The organism is Flavobacterium salmonis, assembly GCF_903819435.1.
In the GTDB taxonomy this organism is placed as follows: Bacteria; Bacteroidota; Bacteroidia; order Flavobacteriales; family Flavobacteriaceae; genus Flavobacterium; species Flavobacterium chungangense.
The window spans coordinates 268425-284700 of the sequence record NZ_CAIJDP010000079.1 but is presented as its reverse complement, the minus strand read 5'-3'; the positions used below and the strand labels follow the sequence as shown (position 1 = coordinate 284700).

Genomic DNA, 16276 nt, shown 5'->3' with positions numbered 1-16276 from the left:
ACAGATAAAATATGATACATATAATTGATACTGCAGACAATATAGTGGATTTTAGAGCGCTTGCAGAAGTAACAAAGGAAGATTTTCAGGCAGCTGTTGTTCCTGCCATAGATAATTTGGTAAAAAGAATCAATGAAATTAATTTTTTATTGGTATTAGATACTGATATTGGAAACTTTACGGCAGGAGCATGGCTGCAGGATGCGTTAATTGGATTGAAACATTTAGGAAAATGGAACCGAGCTGCTATTGTTACGGATACTGAAGAAATTATTTCATTTACTAATGGATTTAGCTATGTCGTTCCGGGAGAATTTCGTGGTTTTAAAAAAGAAGAATTTAATAAAGCACTGAATTGGGTCGAAGGAAACATTTAAATTATTTTTTGGCATTATAGTTTTACATGTTTTTTGTACTATTGTTGTGATACGACTAAATCTTATCCGTTGATTTTTATTATATGATAACAGACAAAAATGAATTCAGCAATTTGATGACTAAAATTTACAGGCATGGTGCAACAGGGGCGCTCCTTGACGAATATGAAAAGGCAATTACTGAATTACAACAACTAATTTCTGATATTTCTGATATTGAATTAATTAAAATTATTGATGATAATACAAACGATTCGAATTGTAAATCCATACAAACAATCTTAGCACATGTTGTGTGTTCCGGATTTTGTTATGCAATGGATATTAGACAGTTTTTAGGAGAAAAAGTAGAGTATCCTGATGATTTGCTTCGTTTTACAATAAAGGAATATAACATTGATTTAAATCGTTTCTTAGCCTTCACAATCGAGACTTTTAGAACTATTCAGGATAATCAACTTGAGGAATTTGACAATAATAAAAAAATAGCTACTCCCTGGGGACAAGTTTATGATATTGAACAAATGACAGAGCATGCAATTGTACATGTTTTACGACATAGACGACAAATTGAAAAATTCAAAATTATATTGAAGAAATCATTATAATGAGCTTTTATGTAAAGGAAATCTATTTTTTTTTTGGATTTTAAGTCCTTCGCCTGCGTTCAGGATGATAATTGAATGTGATTTATATTGATTAATAAAACAAAAAACATTCTCAATTTCTTGAGTGAATTTTCGAAAACCAGAGTACCAGAGTACAAGTAAAAGATAAGCAATTGCCATTATGCAGATTGTTCAATTTATCTGTTTCCAATTCCTTAAATTTATCAATTAGTAAATAATAACTAAAAAACTCCAGTAAAATTTTTTTCTTTAAACACAAATAGTATATTTTTTATGCAACCGATTGTTTTTATTTTTTTGTTTGCGATAATGTATTTTTTAAGGTAAAATTTAATCAAATATATTATTTAAGCATTAATTCAATTCAAAATGTTTTTAAAAAGAATAAATTAGTAAAAGATGATTTCATTGCGATTAATTTTCCTTGTATTTATTATTTCCTCTTCTGCAATAGCTCAAAAGGATTATAAATTATGGCTGCAATATGATCAGATAACAAACGCTACACTTGCTTCAGAATAAAAATAAGTTACAGGGAATTGTTTCTTTGGAAAACTCTGAAACGGCTAAGATTTCAACAAAAGAATTAGAAACAGGAATTTTTAACATGCTGGAAAAAACCGGATGTTCTTTCAGAAATTAAAGGAGAAAACAAAATAATTATAGGCTCAAAAGCAGCATTAAATTCTGAAATACAAAGGTTAAAAAGCTCTGATTTTGATAAAATAAACGAAGAAGGATTTGTCATCAAAACCATTTTATTGAAAAACAAGAAACACATTCTAATTACCGGTAAAAAAGAGGTTTGGGTTTTGTATAGTGTTTATAATTTTTTGAGGTTGATTCAGACCAATAAATCAATTCAGGATTTAAATATTGCTGATTCTCCAAAAACGAATATTAGAATTTTAAATCATTGGGATAATTTAGACAGCGCGGTTATGCAGGTTTTTCTTTATGGAACTGGCAAAAATTACCTGATTTTATTGATCAGCGTTATATTTATTATGCCCGTGCAAATGCTTCTGTTGGTATTAACGGAACCGTTTTGACTAATGTAAATGCAAATGCCTTAATCTTAACGCCTCAATATTTAGAGAAAGTTCAAGCTTTGGCAAATGTATTCAGACCCTACGGAATAAAGGTATATTTAACAGCCCGTTTTTCAGCTCCAATTGAAATTGGAGGATTGAAAACAGCAGACTCTTCTACGGGTGCAACCGGGCCTGTTACTATTGAAAAAACAGATGCAGAAAAAACACAACTGATTGATGCAGCCATGACTGACTGGATTTCAAAAATGATGACGCATTTTAAAAATGATGTTCATGCCTGGGATTTAGTAAACGAACCAGTAAAAGAAGATGGAAGTTTACGTGATGGTGTTGTTACTGATATGGCAAATGATGAATTTTACTGGGGAAAATATCTAGGGAAAGATTATGCGGTAAAAGCGTTTAAATTAGCACGTCAATATGGTAATTCTACAGATAAATTATTTATAAACGACTATAATTTAGAATCCAGACTGGACAAATGTGATGGATTAATTAACTACGTTAAATATATTGAAAATCAAGGAGCTACTGTTGATGTAATAGGAACACAAATGCATATTTCTTTAACAACTGATAAAGCCAAAATTGATCAGATGTTTCAAAAATTAGCGGCTTCAGGAAAATTAATAAAAATCTCTGAGCTGGATATTCGCTTAGGAACAAAGAGTCCTACAGCTGTACAATTAGCAGATCAGGCAGCCATGTACCAGTATGTTATTGATTCCTATAAAAAATACATTCCAGCTGCTCAACAATATGGAATAACCATTTGGGGAGTATCTGATAACGAAAAGAACATGAATATTGGTTACCAAATGAATCTCCAAACGTATGGGATACCAGCTATATACGTAAACATGCCTATAAAGGAGTAGCAGATGGTCTTGCCGGCAAAGATGTGAGTAAAGACTTTTCAGGAGAACTTCAGAAATAAAGTCTTTTTATTGTAATTTAATCCATAATATAAATCTGCAAAACGGATTTGTATCATGGATTACTTATTTGTTTTTGATACGTCAAACACTATTTAAATGATAAATTAATTTTTAAAAAATTTATAATGATTGGATTTTCTAAAATAATAGTACCCACATTATTGTTAACTGTTTTCCAGTTCGGATTTTCTCAGGAAAAAATTCCCCATCTTCAAAAAAAAGGCAATAGGACTCAATTAATTGTCGATAATAAACCATTTATTATAAGAGGTGGTGAATTAGGGAATTCTTCTGCTACAAGCATGGAGAGCATGGAACCTATCTGGCCTAAACTTGCTGATATGAATCTGAATACCGTATTGACTCCGGTTTATTGGGAACTCATAGAACCTAAGGAAGGCAAATTTGATTTTTCTTTGGTGGACGACCTGATTCTTAAAGCAAGGAAAGAAAATCTGAAATTGGTATTTCTTTGGTTCGGATCATGGAAAAACAGTATGTCGAGCCATGCTCCGGCATGGGTCAAATTAAACCAGAAGAAATATCCAAGAGTTAAGGATGATAAAGGTAAAAGTCATGAGATTTTAACGCCGTTCAGCGAAAATAATTTAGAAGCCGATTTAAAAGCTTTTCAAAAATTAATGAGTCATATTAAAGATTTTGATCAAAAAGAACAAACGGTCATAATGGTTCAGGTTGAAAATGAAATCGGAATGCTGCCTACAGCAAGGGATTATTGTGTATGGGCAAACGAAGCTTTTAATAAGCCAGTTCCTGATGAATTGTTGAAATACATGCAGAAAAACAAAGAAAAACTGGTTCCTGAGTTCCTGGAAATCTGGAAAAAGAACGGTTTTAAAACTTCAGGAAACTGGGAGCAGATATTTGGAAAAGGTCTTCACACAGACGAAATTTTCATGGCCTGGTATTTTGCAAAATTCACTAATAAAATCGCTAAAGCCGGAAAATATGCGTATGCATTGCCTTTATTTGTAAATGCTGCTTTAAATGCTCCAGAGAAAAAACCTGGAGAATATCCAAGTGCAGGCCCATTACCACATTTGATGGATATCTGGAAAGCTGCAGGAACTTCAATTGATTTACTTTCACCGGATTTTTATAATCCTTTGTTTAAACACTGGAATGATTTGTTTACCCGTCAGGGAGATCCACTTTTTATTCCGGAGCATCGCTTTGACGAAAGCACTCCATTTAAAGGATTATATGCTATTGGCCATTATGAAGCAATTGGTTTTTCGCCTTTCTCAATCGAATCTGTTGCTGATGCTAAAAAAGAACCGCTTGGTAACATTTATAATCTGGTTAAACAATTGACTCCTGTCATTGAAGCGAATAAAGGACAAGGAAAAATTGATGGTGTTTTATTAGATAAAGAAAATCAATTACAGATAATTAAACTGGGTAATTTCGAGTTTACATTTAAACATGATTATACCTTAAACTGGTCTGATGGAGCAAAAGCAGAAGTCTGGCCTATGTCAAGTGCAATCATTATTGAAATCGCTACGGATGAATTTTACATTGCCGGATCAGGCGTAGTGGTAACTTTTAAAGCTTTAAAAAACACAGCTCTTAACGCCGGGATTTTAAAAACAGATCAGGGGAAATTTGAAAATGATTTATGGAGGACTGTAAGACACTTTAATGGTGATCAGACTCATCAGGGAAGACATCTTAGAATTTCGGTGGGCGATTATGAAATTCAAAAGATAAAATTATATATGTATGAATAAGTGTTCTAACAGTTTACAGAAAACAAATTTTAGGATATCATGATTCAATTTAATTTCAAACAGATTTAAGCAGATTAAATTTGATTTTTAGAAATAAATCTTTCAAAATCTGCTTGTTTTTTTTTAAATCTGTGTAAAAAAAATAGATATAATTTTCTAGGGAAAGTAGGTTTTAGAGTAACATCTTTCCTGATTATTTAATGTTTGACGAAAGTAAAAGCAAAAAGAAAAATGAAAAAAATAATACGACTCACAATACTATTTCTAAGTTTTGCAGCTAATTCGCAAATAAAATTGCCTCGATTAATTAGTGACGGCATGATTTTACAGCGGGATGCCAAAGTGAAAATTTGGGGCTGGGCTGCTGCAAATGAAAAAATAGAATTAAACTTTAATAGTAAAATTTACAAAACCATTACGGCTGAAGACGGAACATGGATGATTATTTTACCTCCGCAAAAAGCTGGTGGACCATACGAAATGACTTTTTCATCGAGTAATTACCATAACATTAAAAAATATCCTTCTGGCGAATGGATTTCAGTGACTCCGGTTAATATCTTGTAATTTTCGGCTGTTGGATATTTTTTTGCCCGTGAAATTTATGAAAAGTATAAAATTCCAATCGGATTGATTAATGCTGCTTTGGGAGGTTCTCCGGCCGAATCCTGGATCAATTAAGAAGGAATTAAAAAATTTCCGGAGTATTATCAGGAATATCAAAGATTTAAAGACAAAAACCTGATATACCAAATTGAATCAAATGATAAAAAGAGTAATAACGAATGGTATCAATTACTGAATAAAACAGATGAAGGTTTAAAGAATAAATGGTCAAATCCTGAATTGAATGATTCAGACTGGAACACGATGCATGTTCCCGGTTATTGGGCAGACAATGGTTTAGCAAATATAAATGGTGCTGTGTGGTTTAGAAAAGAATTTAAAATCCAGAAAGTTAAAGAGAATTCGGCTAAACTTATTTTAGGAAGAATAGTCGATGCCGATTCTGTTTTTGTAAATGTTCATTTTGTGGGAACAACTTCGTATCTGTATCCACCCAGAAAATATTCTTTTAATTCAAATATTTTAAAAGAAGGGAAAAATGAAATTGCTATTCGTATCATAAATAATTCAGGCAAGGGAGGTTTTGTCATGGATAAACAATATCAATTAGTGAATGGGAATGATTCTCTAAACCTAAGCTGCATATGGAAGTACAAATTAGGAACAAAAATGCTTCCTTTACCGTCACAGACTTTTATCAGATGGAAACCGGTTGGGCTCTACAATGCGATGTATTGCTCCTTTTAAAAATTATGCAATCAAAGGCGTTCTCTGGTATCAGGGAGAATCAAGCACAAAAAAGCCGGTAGAATATTCAGCATTAATGGAAACCTTGATTACAAATTGGAGGGCAGAATGGAAACATAAATTTCACTTTTATATATGTTCAGCTTGCAAATTATATGGAGCCTAAATCTGAACCAGTTGAAAGCAATTGGGCAGAATTAAGACAGCAGCAAAAAAAAACGTTGTCTGTTCCCAATACAGCTATGGCGGTGACAATAGATTTAGGAGAGTGGAATGACATTCATCCCTTAAACAAATACGATGTAGGCAAAAGGCTTGCTTTACAAGCAATAAAAATGGTTTATGGTGAAAAAAAATTAGTTTTATCAGGACCACTTTTTAAATCCATGAAGCGGGAACAAAACAAATTGGTACTAAGTTTTTCAGATATTGGAACTGGTTTGATAGCAAAAAAGAATGCAATTTTAAAGGGGTTTTCCATCGCCGGTGGCGATGGCAAATTTGTGTGGGCAAATGCCGAAATCATAAACGATAAGATTATGGTTTGGAGTGATTCAATTCCAATCCCTTTAAAAGTCAGATATGCCAGGGCTGACAACCCCTCAGAGGCTAATTTATACAATAAACAAAATTTACCTGCATCGCCTTTTGAAAGCAAGATTTAACTGTTGATCTGTAATTTATTTATCGTAACTAATTTATATTAATATCTAACTTTTATTATTTACTAAAAAGCATTGTTTATTTTTTAGTGAGAAAATAAGTCTAAAAAAGTTGTACCAGCAGTTTGTATAAATTTGATATTATTACGAGTAGAGTTGTAAAAACGTTTCCTCAGTTTTACTTCAGTACCATCAAATAGAATTCCAAAATAGTAAACTGAAAAAGCTGTATTGAATGTAATTTCAATACAGCTTTTTCAGTTTTGAATTAATCAGCCTATAGTATAAAAAAAAAGAAATTATAAAAGACTACTAAAAAAGGTAATAAATAAGCTATTTGATCTTTTGTCAGTCAATTTGGCAATTCTATATTCTTTAATGCTGATAATTTTACAGTAGTTAAGAATGAGTTTAATCATAAAATATAGAAAACATGGAATTTATTAACGATCAAAAGACATTGGAATCTATTGTTAAAAAAGCATGGGAAGATCCTGTTTTTAAGAGTAATTTACTAACCAGTCCGCTATCAGCATTAGAAAGTTTTTTAGAGCGGCCGATTCATTTAGCAGAAGGAAAAACAATTACTGTTACTGACCAGTCAAGTACATCTACGCTATTTATTAATATTCCTTCCAATCCTAATTTGGTTGAAGTTGTAGATAATATGGAACTATCAGAAGAACAATTAGACATTATTTCCGGTGGAGGTGACGGACAGACGCCTCCAATCATTATAAAATGATTATTAGACGGAATGAATTTTAACCGGTGATATAAAAAACGTATGTGTACATTGAACATATACGTTTTTAATTTAATAGTACTGATATGAAAAATTTGCACACCTGCTTATTGTTTTTTCTTTTTCTCACTTTCGGTGCCGGAATAAAATTACACGGGCAAACAAATGTATCAAACAAGCAACGTTTTGATAATAAGAAAACTGCAGACAGTTTATTAAATAGTGGAACAAAGTATCAGGATGCCGGAAAATTTCCGGTGGCAATGATTTTATTTGAAAAAAGTTTAAAAATATACCAAAGTTCCAAAGATCAAAAAGGAGTTGGAAATGTACTCAACAAAATTGCAACAACATATTATTATCAGGGAAATTATGCAAAAGCCCTTGCTTATTATACGAACAGTAAGGAAATTTGTGAAAAGATTGATTTCAAAAAAGGAGTCTCATCAGCATTAAATAATATTGGCGCTGTTCATTATTACTTAGGGAATTACCCAAAAGCACTGGAGTTTTACAATCAGGCAATAAAAATTCAAAAAAAAATTGGCGATAAAAAAATCATTGCTGCGACTACCCAAAATATTGGCGGAATATACATTGATATAAAGGATTATTCTAATGCTATGATTTATTCTCAAAAAGCCAATACCATTTACAAAGAGTTAAAAGATTCAGTAGGAATTTCCCATAATTTAAATGCGGCAGGTAAAATCTACATGATGCAAAAGCAGTATTCTAAAGCTTATAATCATTTGAGTCAGGCTTTAGCGATAGCAGGTAAAATAGGAGATGAACAAAAAAAAATAGAAGCACTCTACAATTTAGGTGAACTATTTAATAATCAGGGAGATTATACAAAATCTTTATCATATTATAATCGCTGTTTAAAATCATCCCAAAAAATTAATAGTTTACAATATACAGGTATATCAGAGGTGGCTATTGGCAGTATATTGACTCAATTAGGAAAGAATACTACAGCTATAAAGAAATGTAAAAAAGGACTCGGAATTGCAGAAAATTTAGGCGCCATATCTTTAAAAAAAGAAGCTTGTAAGTGTCTTTATGAAGCTTTTAAATCTTCGGGAAACACTACAGAAGCTCTTAATTTTTATGAAAAATCAAATGCATATCATGACAGCTTACAGTCTGAAGAAACCTCCAATAAGATTTTAAACATGGAATTTCAAAAGGCACTCTTAATGGATAGTATTGCCTATGTCAATAAAGAGCATAAAATAGAACTTAAACATAAAGAAGAAGTTCAGAAAAAAGAAACCCAAAGAAACATCATTATAATTTCTTTGGGTTTCATATTATTGATTGTCATTGCTTTATGGAATCGGTTAAACTATGTTAGAAAATCCAGAGAAGCCTTAAAAATAGAAAAAGACCGTTCAGAAAAGCTGTTGTTAAATATTCTGCCTGAAGAAATCGCAGAAGAATTAAAAGAAAAAGGCTTTGTAAATGCCCGAGATTTTAATTTGGTTTCAATCCTTTTCACTGATTTTAAATCTTTCACTCAAACTGCTGAAAAAATGTCACCTAAAGATCTTGTAGAAGAAATTAATGTTTGTTTCAAGGCATTTGATTTAATCTCTGATAAGCATAAGATCGAAAAAATTAAAACTATTGGGGATTCCTACATGGCAGCAGGCGGAATACCAAATCCAAATGAAGATTCACTAAAAGACATTGTATTGGCAGGATTAGAAATGCAGGAGTTTATGATTGAAAGAAAAATTCAAAATTCAATCACAAATAAGCCTGCTTTTGAAATGCGTCTTGGTATACACGCTGGTCCTATTGTTGCCGGAATAGTAGGAGTTAAAAAATTCCAATATGATGTATGGGGCGATACAGTAAATACTGCCAGCAGGGTAGAAAGTAATGGAATGGCAGGTAAAGTCAATATAAGTGAATCTCTTTATAATCTGATAAAACACGAAGAGTGCTTTTTGTTTCAGTACCGTGGTAATATTTATGCTAAAGGAAAAGGGGAAATCAATATGTATTTTGTCGAAAAGAATGTTTTTTTTGTCGATAAAAAGAATGTTTTTATCGACAAAATACATGTTTAAGTATTTTTTGTCAGTTTATTTGGCATTTTTATAATATAATGTAATTCTAATTTTACATTGTACAAAAGGAAATAAATCATGGAACAGAAAAAAGAAGAAGAGGTTTTGAGATTAATAATATCTAAAGCATGGGAAGATATTAATTTTAGAAAAAGCCTTGTTTCAGATCCAATAAAAGCAATTGAAGATTTGACAGGTGCGAAGATTGTTTTACCAGAAGGGAAGACGCTGGTAATAAATGATCAGACTGATAAATCTAAGGTTTATGTCAATATTCCAAGTGAACCTAGTATTGAAGACATTGAACTTACAGAAGATCAATTAGAAATAATTGCCGGCGGAGGACAGACAGTTTGGCCGGATCTGGTTAATAGTTTATTTCCCGCATTAAAGAATTACATCGTTGTATAATAACCTTAGAAGACTTTAAATTAAGTTTTATAGGCATAATTATAAAATAATATTTTTTTTAACCCATATTTTACTATTAATAACTCAAAAAAAACATTATCATGGAAATTACTAAAGAACAAAAAATCTACGCAGAAATTGTGCAAAAAGCATGGGAAGATGCTGAATTTAAAAAAGAATTAGTAGCAAATCCGGTAGCTGCAATTGAAAAATTTACAGGAAAAAAATTGAATTTGCCGGAAGGAAAAACATTTGTTGTAAGAGATCAAACAGACGAATCGGCTGTATATATCAATATTCCTGCAAAATCAAGTTTAGATAATGTTGAATTAAGCGATAAACAACTGGAAGCTGTTTCAGGAGGTGTAATATTTCCTATAATTCCTATTGATATCGTTCTTCCGATTATCAAATGGCTGGTTTAAATAAATTTAAATATTAATATTAAAAATACAAATCATGGAAATTACACAAGAACAGAAATTGTATGCAGATATTGTGCAAAAAGCATGGGAAGATACTGAATTCAAAAAAGAATTAGTAGCAAATCCAGTTGCTGCAATCGAAAAACTTACAGGAAAAAAATTGAATTTGCCATCTGGTAAAACATTTGTTGTAAGAGATCAAACTGACGAATCGGCTGTATATATCAATATTCCTGCAGCACCAAAAAAATCTCAGGATACACAATTAAGTGATGAACAATTAGAAGCTGTTGCGGGAGGTATTATAGGACCAGGAGGTTGTATTCTTTTGCCACCGGGACCATGGAATCCAACTTTTCCTAAAGACATTGTTCTTTACTAAAATTATTAACTCAAAACCTTAAAATCATGGAAATTACACAAGAACAAAAATTGTATGCAGAAATGGTACAAAAAGCATGGGAAAATGCTGAATTTAAAAAAGAATTAGTAGCAAATCCAGTTGCTACAATTGAAAAATTTATTGGAAAAAAATTGAATTTACCAGAAGGAAAAACATTAGTGGTAAGAGATCAAACAGATGAATCTGCAGTTTATATTAACATTCCGCCTGCAGTAAAACAATCTGCAGATGCACAATTAAGTGAAGAGCAGTTAGAAGCTGTAGCCGGAGGTGTTGGAAGTATTGCAATTTGGCCTCCAATTACAACACTGCCATGGTTACCGAGTCCAACTTTTCCAATAGATGTTATCAAATATTAATTCATACTAACTATTAAAATTATAAAAATGAAATATACTAAAGAACAACAGGAAAAAGGTGCTGAGTTGATAAAAACTCTAGTCGAAAAAGCTTGGGCAAATGCGGCTTTTAAAGATCAGTTGGTTAAAAATCCTGAAGCAACTATTCAAGAATTTACTAATAAAAGTTTTTCATTGCTGGATAACAAAAAAATCGTTGTTGAAGATCAAACCAATGAATCTGTTATCTATTTTAATATTCCGGCAGAACCTAATTTTGATGAATTAGAACTGACTGATGAACAGTTAGAACTAGTTGCAGGTGGAATTACACCAGCATTTTATGTAGGAGTTACAGTTGGAGTTGCAATATGGGCCGCAACACATCAATAATAATTTGAAAATATAAAGACATGAAAATCACATTAGAACAACAGAAAAAAGGAGCAGAGCTGATGAAAGCTCTAGTAGAAAAAGCTTGGGAAAGTGCAGCTTTTAAAGATCAATTACTAAATAATCCAGAACAGGCATTGCAACAATTAACAGGTAAAAATATTCCTGTTCCGGAAAATGTTAAAATAATAGCTGAAGACCAATCAAATGAGAATATTATTTATTTCAATATTCCGGCAGAACCTAATTTTGATGAATTAGAGCTAACTGAAGAACAATTAGAATTAATTGCAGGCGGTATGACCCCGGCATTATATTTTGGTGGTGTGGCAGTAGGTATTGGTATCTCCTGGGCGGTATCTCATCTTTAAGACAATAAAAACCTCTTGATTACCAATAAAAATCAAGGGGTTTTATATTAAAAATCATAATAATGAAATTGCAATTTAAATATAATTCAAATTAAAAATATGGACACTACGTTTTATCGAACTTCAGGAACTATTTGCGCAATTATTTTAGGAATAGCAGCTTATAGACAATTTGATTTTGAGCACTTAAAGTTTCAAAATTTAGGTATTGGAATTGTATATATAATTGGTTTTATAATTTCACTTTTTATTGTTTTTAAAAGCACACAAAAAGTAGAATAAAATTCAAAAACAGCAATTTACAGCTTCATTTTAAAGTTTATAATTACATGTGAATATGTTGCATAATGCTAATAAAACAATTAGAAATTTTTATAGATTTTAAAACGAATAATTTGAAATGAATACGGAAGCAACATATTTTATAAAAGAAAATTTTAAAACTATTCCTTTTGTTGATATAATTATGCCCTATACGTATAGTTTTATTAGCAATTCTAATATAGAATTGTTCATACTAAAAGATAAGTTGCATACTAAACTATTAGAAGAATTAAGTGTTATTGCAGAGCTATCATTACAATTCGAATTAGATAATTTTATTAAAAATGGCAATGATGATTATAATTTGTTTGTTGACAAAATGTCAATGTCAATAATGAATGATTTTCCCGTTTTGGATAACTTACTTAAGATTAAGACAGAAAATTTTTCAAAACATATTAATAACATTTTTTCTCGTTTTTATAAAGATCGTGAAATAATAGAATTTACATTCAATCTCAACGATATACGAATTGTAGATATTGATGTAAGTCTTGGAGATGGTCATAAAGGCGAAGGTACCTCTATGGTTTATTTATCTAATGAAAAAAAACTAATATATAAGCCCAGAAATATAAATATTGTCAGTTCGTATAATTCATTTATTGATTGGATTAATGATAAATTAGAAACAGATTTAAAAACATTTCAAATACTGGATTGCGGAGATTATGGGTGGCTTGAATTTGTAAATAATGATGAAGCAAATTCTAAAGAAGATTTACAAGAATATTATTTTAAAGCAGGTATGCTTCTGGCTGTTGCTTTTCTCTTGGGCAGCAAGGATTGTCATCGTGAAAATATTATTGCTTCAGGCAAAAATCCTGTTATGATAGATCATGAAACTATTATTCAGCCTTTTTTGGCCAGTCAGTCTGTAGAACGATCCTGGGATGAGCAACAAAAAATCCCTCTTTTTTCTGTATTAGAAAGTGTACTAATAGTAAATAGTAATACTAAAGTTCCTATAGATTGTACAGGTTATGGCGTAAGAGGAAATTTGCACCTAACAGATTTTGGGAAAAAAATTGTCAATCCAAATACTATAAATTCTAAAAGAGTAACCCGTTTTGTAACTCGCGAATTGGTCGGAAAAAATATACCAGTGTACAATGAAAATCGAGTTTTTGTAAATGATTATGCTAAAAATTTTGTTGATGGATTTTCTTTGACTTATGATTTGTTTACCAATTCTAAAGAAGAATTGAAATCCTTAGTCTCACCAATTAATTCTTTTAAGAATCAGGAAGTCAGGTATGTATGGAGGCCAACTTTTGTCTATTTTAATATATTAAGATATATGAGATCACCGGCACTTATGTCTAGTCATAAGAACTATAATTCAAAATTAAAAGAATTATTATCTAAAGCATATTTTGCAGAAAGTATGAAAAGTTACAAATTTATTATGGACTATGAAATTCAGCAAATGCTTAACGGAGATATTCCTATTTTTAGTTTAAGCAGTTTAGATGACTATTTGGAGGGGAATGAATCATTTAAAATATTTGAATATAATTGTATTGATAACATTAATAAAAGAATAGATATCCTTTCTCCTGATCATAAAAAAGATCAGTTAGAATTTATCCATCGATGGGTTACTATTTAATACCAAAATAGTTTGGTATAGCCATAGAACGTTATTTTTAAATTAGTTTATTATTAGTAGCATAAACTATGGCTTCTGAAATATTGGTTACTTCTAATTTTTCAAATAGTTTTCTTCTGTGAAATTTTACGGTATCAGGTGAAACAAATATTTCATTTGCAATTTCATTTATATTAAATGCCCTGGTAGAAAGTTGTAAAATTTCTTTTTCTCTTTTGGATAAAGATATTTTTTCAGAATCTTCCCATAAGCCCTGATTAAGATTATAATTATAGACCTTATTCTCTCCGTCTTTATAGATTTTAATATTGCCAGCTTTACGTTCTGATGATAGCGTAATAATACATATTGCTTTCCATATTTTTCCGGTATCAGTTAAAAAAACAGGAGTGAGTTTTTGGTTTATCAAAATCAATTTTCCTTCTTTATTTTTCAAATGAAAATCATATGTGATGGTATGGTGAGTTCTTTCTTCTACGGGCAGCTTTTCATAAAAATCAAACCCTGCAGAATTAATTTTTAACAATAACTCTAAATCCACTTCAGGTACATGATTAAAATAAAACACATATCCCATTTCCAACACTTCTTCAGCAGTATTTCCACATAGAAATAGCGGATTTTCTGAAACAAATTCAAAACCTTGTTTTAAGTAATCAATAACATATATACTTGTGCATGTAGCCCTTGAAAACGCTTTTATGGGCTCTAAATATTCCATTTTTTTCGATTTTTCCTCATCTGTTAAGCCATGGATCGCATTTCTGGAATAAAAAAATGAATTTAAATCAGCTGCATTCATCATATTTTAGTTTTAACTCAAATTTAATTATTTTTTTTTATGTATGAAAATAATTACATAAATATGGTAGTTATTTAGTAAATAAAAAATATACAGGACATTTATATAGAAATAATTTACATTTTTAACTGATTATCAATTGATTAAATAAGTATAGCCGCAAAATATTGCAATCTATATTTAATCTCATAAAATCAAAAAATTAGCGAAAGAGATTTAGTTTCTCAAAAGAGTTAACTGTCTATTTATTATTTATAAAGATTACTAAAAACAGCATCAGATCGATTTAACAATACTTCTTTTTGCTTTGAATTAATTAAAAACCAAACTACCTAAAAGTGTAGTTTGTTGATTTTCAATAAAATACTACTAATTAGGGTAGCAAAATAACAATGTAGGAAAATTAGCTTTGTAATGAATCTAAAAGCTATGAATATTACTTAAAATTATCTGAAACAATTAGAATTAGATCAGGTAACGGAATTAGCAAATTTTAAAATTTCAGTCATATTGCCAAAGTTTAATTAGAAAGGAAATTGTAACTGGCATATGCTTCAAAAGGGAATAAATATTTTTCACAAGATTAATAATGTTTGCTAACCCCAAATATGCAAACAAAAAATGTTGTCTTTGCTGAGTGTGTCAACCAATTATTAAGAATTATGAATTTCGTTTGAAAAACAGAGGTTACAGGAACTTCTGTTAATTATATAATTTTTCCAAAATAGATCAGTTACGACGAATTAAAAGATTTTTTTATTTTAAAAATAAGTGCTTTGGTAACCTTCTCAATATAAATATCAGCCAATATTTTGAAAATACGAATATAACTATCAGGCATAATATTAAAATATCCTTTTCTGAATGATAAAAACAGATTAAAATTAACAAAAAGACTTGTCAGAGCCAGGTTTTTAAAATTGTTGACTAACAAATTAATTTCCATTAAAATGACAAATCAAATTACAAAAGGTACTACAATAGATTGGTCCTCTCCAGATATTTTAAATCAGATTATTCAAAACATCAAGAATCCATTAGCTAACATTATTACGGCAAGTAAACCGGATAGTATTGATAGTAAAGCTCAAAATGAGATTATATTTTCAAGCAGCACTCAAATAAATGATCTTATTGAAGAAATTTTAAAAGAAATCAAATCAAAATCTGTAAGCCTTACTATTCAGGGACGTCCTGATATTTTTGGCATTTATGAAACTAATAAAAATGTTCAGAGTTTATGTCTGAACAAAATAAACCCTCAAAAAGTCACAAGATTAGATCAGGACTGGTTAATAAATCTAGAAAAGGAAATTTATAGTTCAATTAATCAAAATGATATGAATTTATATGAACTATCATATAAAATGGCGGTTAGCGAAAGACAATTGCATAGAAAAATAGCCCATTTAGTTCATTTAACACCTAATAAATATATAAGAATACTACGACTGCACAAAGCAAAACATATTATTGATAATTATATTCAAAACTCCATTTCGCAAGTCGCTTATTCAGTCGGTTACAATGATGTGCATTATTTTTCTAAGTTATTTTCAAGTCAATATGATATTTCGCCTAAGGAACTAATCAATTCTTTAAGATGAAAATATAAAATAGCAATCAGCATAAATAAATTAAA

20 protein-coding genes and 1 pseudogene are annotated in these 16276 nt (G+C 30.4%); 20 read left to right on the top strand and 1 reads right to left on the bottom strand.

Annotation, left to right across the window (positions count from 1 at the left end):
- The first annotated feature begins 11 nt into the window (after positions 1–11).
- The 19 genes and pseudogenes from FLACHUCJ7_RS17600 to FLACHUCJ7_RS17530 all read left to right on the top strand — a co-directional run bounded on the left by FLACHUCJ7_RS17600 (position 12) and on the right by FLACHUCJ7_RS17530 (position 13832).
- A complete protein-coding gene (locus FLACHUCJ7_RS17600) occupies positions 12–377 on the top strand; it encodes a SpoIIAA family protein (RefSeq protein WP_180909825.1) in 366 nt (121 codons plus the stop codon).
- Between the two features lie 83 nt (positions 378–460).
- Positions 461–985 (top strand): DinB family protein, encoded by a 525-nt coding sequence (locus tag FLACHUCJ7_RS17595; RefSeq protein WP_223255472.1) that lies wholly within the window; start codon positions 461–463, stop codon positions 983–985.
- Positions 986–1644: 659 nt separating this feature from the next.
- Positions 1645–2153: pseudogene (locus FLACHUCJ7_RS25435) on the top strand (alpha-glucuronidase family glycosyl hydrolase); the annotation flags it as partial.
- 132 nt (positions 2154–2285) lie between these two features.
- The gene (locus FLACHUCJ7_RS25430) at positions 2286–2939 is read left to right on the top strand and encodes an endo-1,4-beta-xylanase (protein WP_317170928.1); all 654 of its coding nucleotides are present in this window, start codon (positions 2286–2288) and stop codon (positions 2937–2939) included.
- 185 nt (positions 2940–3124) lie between these two features.
- Positions 3125–4753 carry a GH35 family beta-galactosidase gene (locus tag FLACHUCJ7_RS17585; protein ID WP_078228161.1) on the top strand — a complete coding sequence of 543 codons (1629 nt, stop codon included), beginning with the start codon at positions 3125–3127 and terminating at the stop codon, positions 4751–4753.
- Positions 4754–4984: 231 nt separating this feature from the next.
- Complete coding sequence (locus tag FLACHUCJ7_RS25425; protein WP_230408859.1) at positions 4985–5320, top strand: hypothetical protein; 336 nt, start codon at positions 4985–4987, stop codon at positions 5318–5320.
- Positions 5321–5440: 120 nt separating this feature from the next.
- Entirely contained in the window at positions 5441–6067 is a 627-nt protein-coding gene (locus tag FLACHUCJ7_RS25420) for a sugar-binding domain-containing protein (protein WP_317170927.1), read from the top strand.
- On the top strand, positions 6045–6233 hold the full coding sequence (locus tag FLACHUCJ7_RS25415) for a sialate O-acetylesterase (RefSeq protein WP_230408858.1): 189 nt from the start codon (positions 6045–6047) through the stop codon (positions 6231–6233). Before FLACHUCJ7_RS25420 ends, FLACHUCJ7_RS25415 begins: the two co-directional genes overlap by 23 nt.
- Positions 6223–6732: a hypothetical protein gene (locus tag FLACHUCJ7_RS25410; protein WP_230408857.1), complete on the top strand. Its 510-nt coding sequence runs from the start codon at positions 6223–6225 to the stop codon at positions 6730–6732. Before FLACHUCJ7_RS25415 ends, FLACHUCJ7_RS25410 begins: the two co-directional genes overlap by 11 nt.
- A 430-nt stretch (positions 6733–7162) precedes the next feature.
- Positions 7163–7474, top strand: coding sequence for a TOMM propeptide domain-containing protein (locus FLACHUCJ7_RS17575; protein WP_180909824.1), 312 nt, complete (start codon positions 7163–7165; stop codon positions 7472–7474).
- Between the two features lie 86 nt (positions 7475–7560).
- Positions 7561–9555 (top strand): adenylate/guanylate cyclase domain-containing protein, encoded by a 1995-nt coding sequence (locus FLACHUCJ7_RS17570; RefSeq protein WP_180909823.1) that lies wholly within the window; start codon positions 7561–7563, stop codon positions 9553–9555.
- Between the two features lie 78 nt (positions 9556–9633).
- The gene (locus tag FLACHUCJ7_RS17565; protein ID WP_031453572.1) at positions 9634–9966 is read left to right on the top strand and encodes a TOMM propeptide domain-containing protein; all 333 of its coding nucleotides are present in this window, start codon (positions 9634–9636) and stop codon (positions 9964–9966) included.
- 101 nt (positions 9967–10067) lie between these two features.
- Positions 10068–10391 carry an NHLP leader peptide family RiPP precursor gene (locus FLACHUCJ7_RS17560; protein WP_035136360.1) on the top strand — a complete coding sequence of 108 codons (324 nt, stop codon included), beginning with the start codon at positions 10068–10070 and terminating at the stop codon, positions 10389–10391.
- 34 nt (positions 10392–10425) lie between these two features.
- Positions 10426–10773: an NHLP leader peptide family RiPP precursor gene (locus tag FLACHUCJ7_RS17555; RefSeq protein ID WP_180909822.1), complete on the top strand. Its 348-nt coding sequence runs from the start codon at positions 10426–10428 to the stop codon at positions 10771–10773.
- Positions 10774–10799: 26 nt separating this feature from the next.
- The gene (locus FLACHUCJ7_RS17550) at positions 10800–11153 is read left to right on the top strand and encodes an NHLP leader peptide family RiPP precursor (RefSeq protein WP_180909821.1); all 354 of its coding nucleotides are present in this window, start codon (positions 10800–10802) and stop codon (positions 11151–11153) included.
- A gap of 27 nt (positions 11154–11180) precedes the next feature.
- Entirely contained in the window at positions 11181–11525 is a 345-nt protein-coding gene (locus FLACHUCJ7_RS17545) for a TOMM propeptide domain-containing protein (RefSeq protein ID WP_180909820.1), read from the top strand.
- Positions 11526–11545: 20 nt separating this feature from the next.
- Positions 11546–11896, top strand: a complete 351-nt coding sequence (locus FLACHUCJ7_RS17540) for an NHLP leader peptide family RiPP precursor (protein WP_180909819.1) — start codon at positions 11546–11548, stop codon at positions 11894–11896.
- 99 nt (positions 11897–11995) lie between these two features.
- The gene (locus tag FLACHUCJ7_RS17535; protein ID WP_180909818.1) at positions 11996–12178 is read left to right on the top strand and encodes a hypothetical protein; all 183 of its coding nucleotides are present in this window, start codon (positions 11996–11998) and stop codon (positions 12176–12178) included.
- Between the two features lie 118 nt (positions 12179–12296).
- Entirely contained in the window at positions 12297–13832 is a 1536-nt protein-coding gene (locus FLACHUCJ7_RS17530; RefSeq protein WP_180909817.1) for a type 2 lanthipeptide synthetase LanM, read from the top strand.
- Positions 13833–13869: 37 nt separating this feature from the next.
- On the opposite strand, the gene FLACHUCJ7_RS17525 is transcribed toward FLACHUCJ7_RS17530, so the two are convergent.
- Positions 13870–14637, bottom strand: a complete 768-nt coding sequence (locus tag FLACHUCJ7_RS17525) for a response regulator transcription factor (protein WP_230408856.1) — start codon at positions 14635–14637, stop codon at positions 13870–13872.
- A gap of 947 nt (positions 14638–15584) precedes the next feature.
- Here FLACHUCJ7_RS17525 and FLACHUCJ7_RS17520 point away from each other — a divergent pair.
- Positions 15585–16241 (top strand): helix-turn-helix domain-containing protein, encoded by a 657-nt coding sequence (locus FLACHUCJ7_RS17520; RefSeq protein WP_180909816.1) that lies wholly within the window; start codon positions 15585–15587, stop codon positions 16239–16241.
- Positions 16242–16276: the final 35 nt, after the last annotated feature.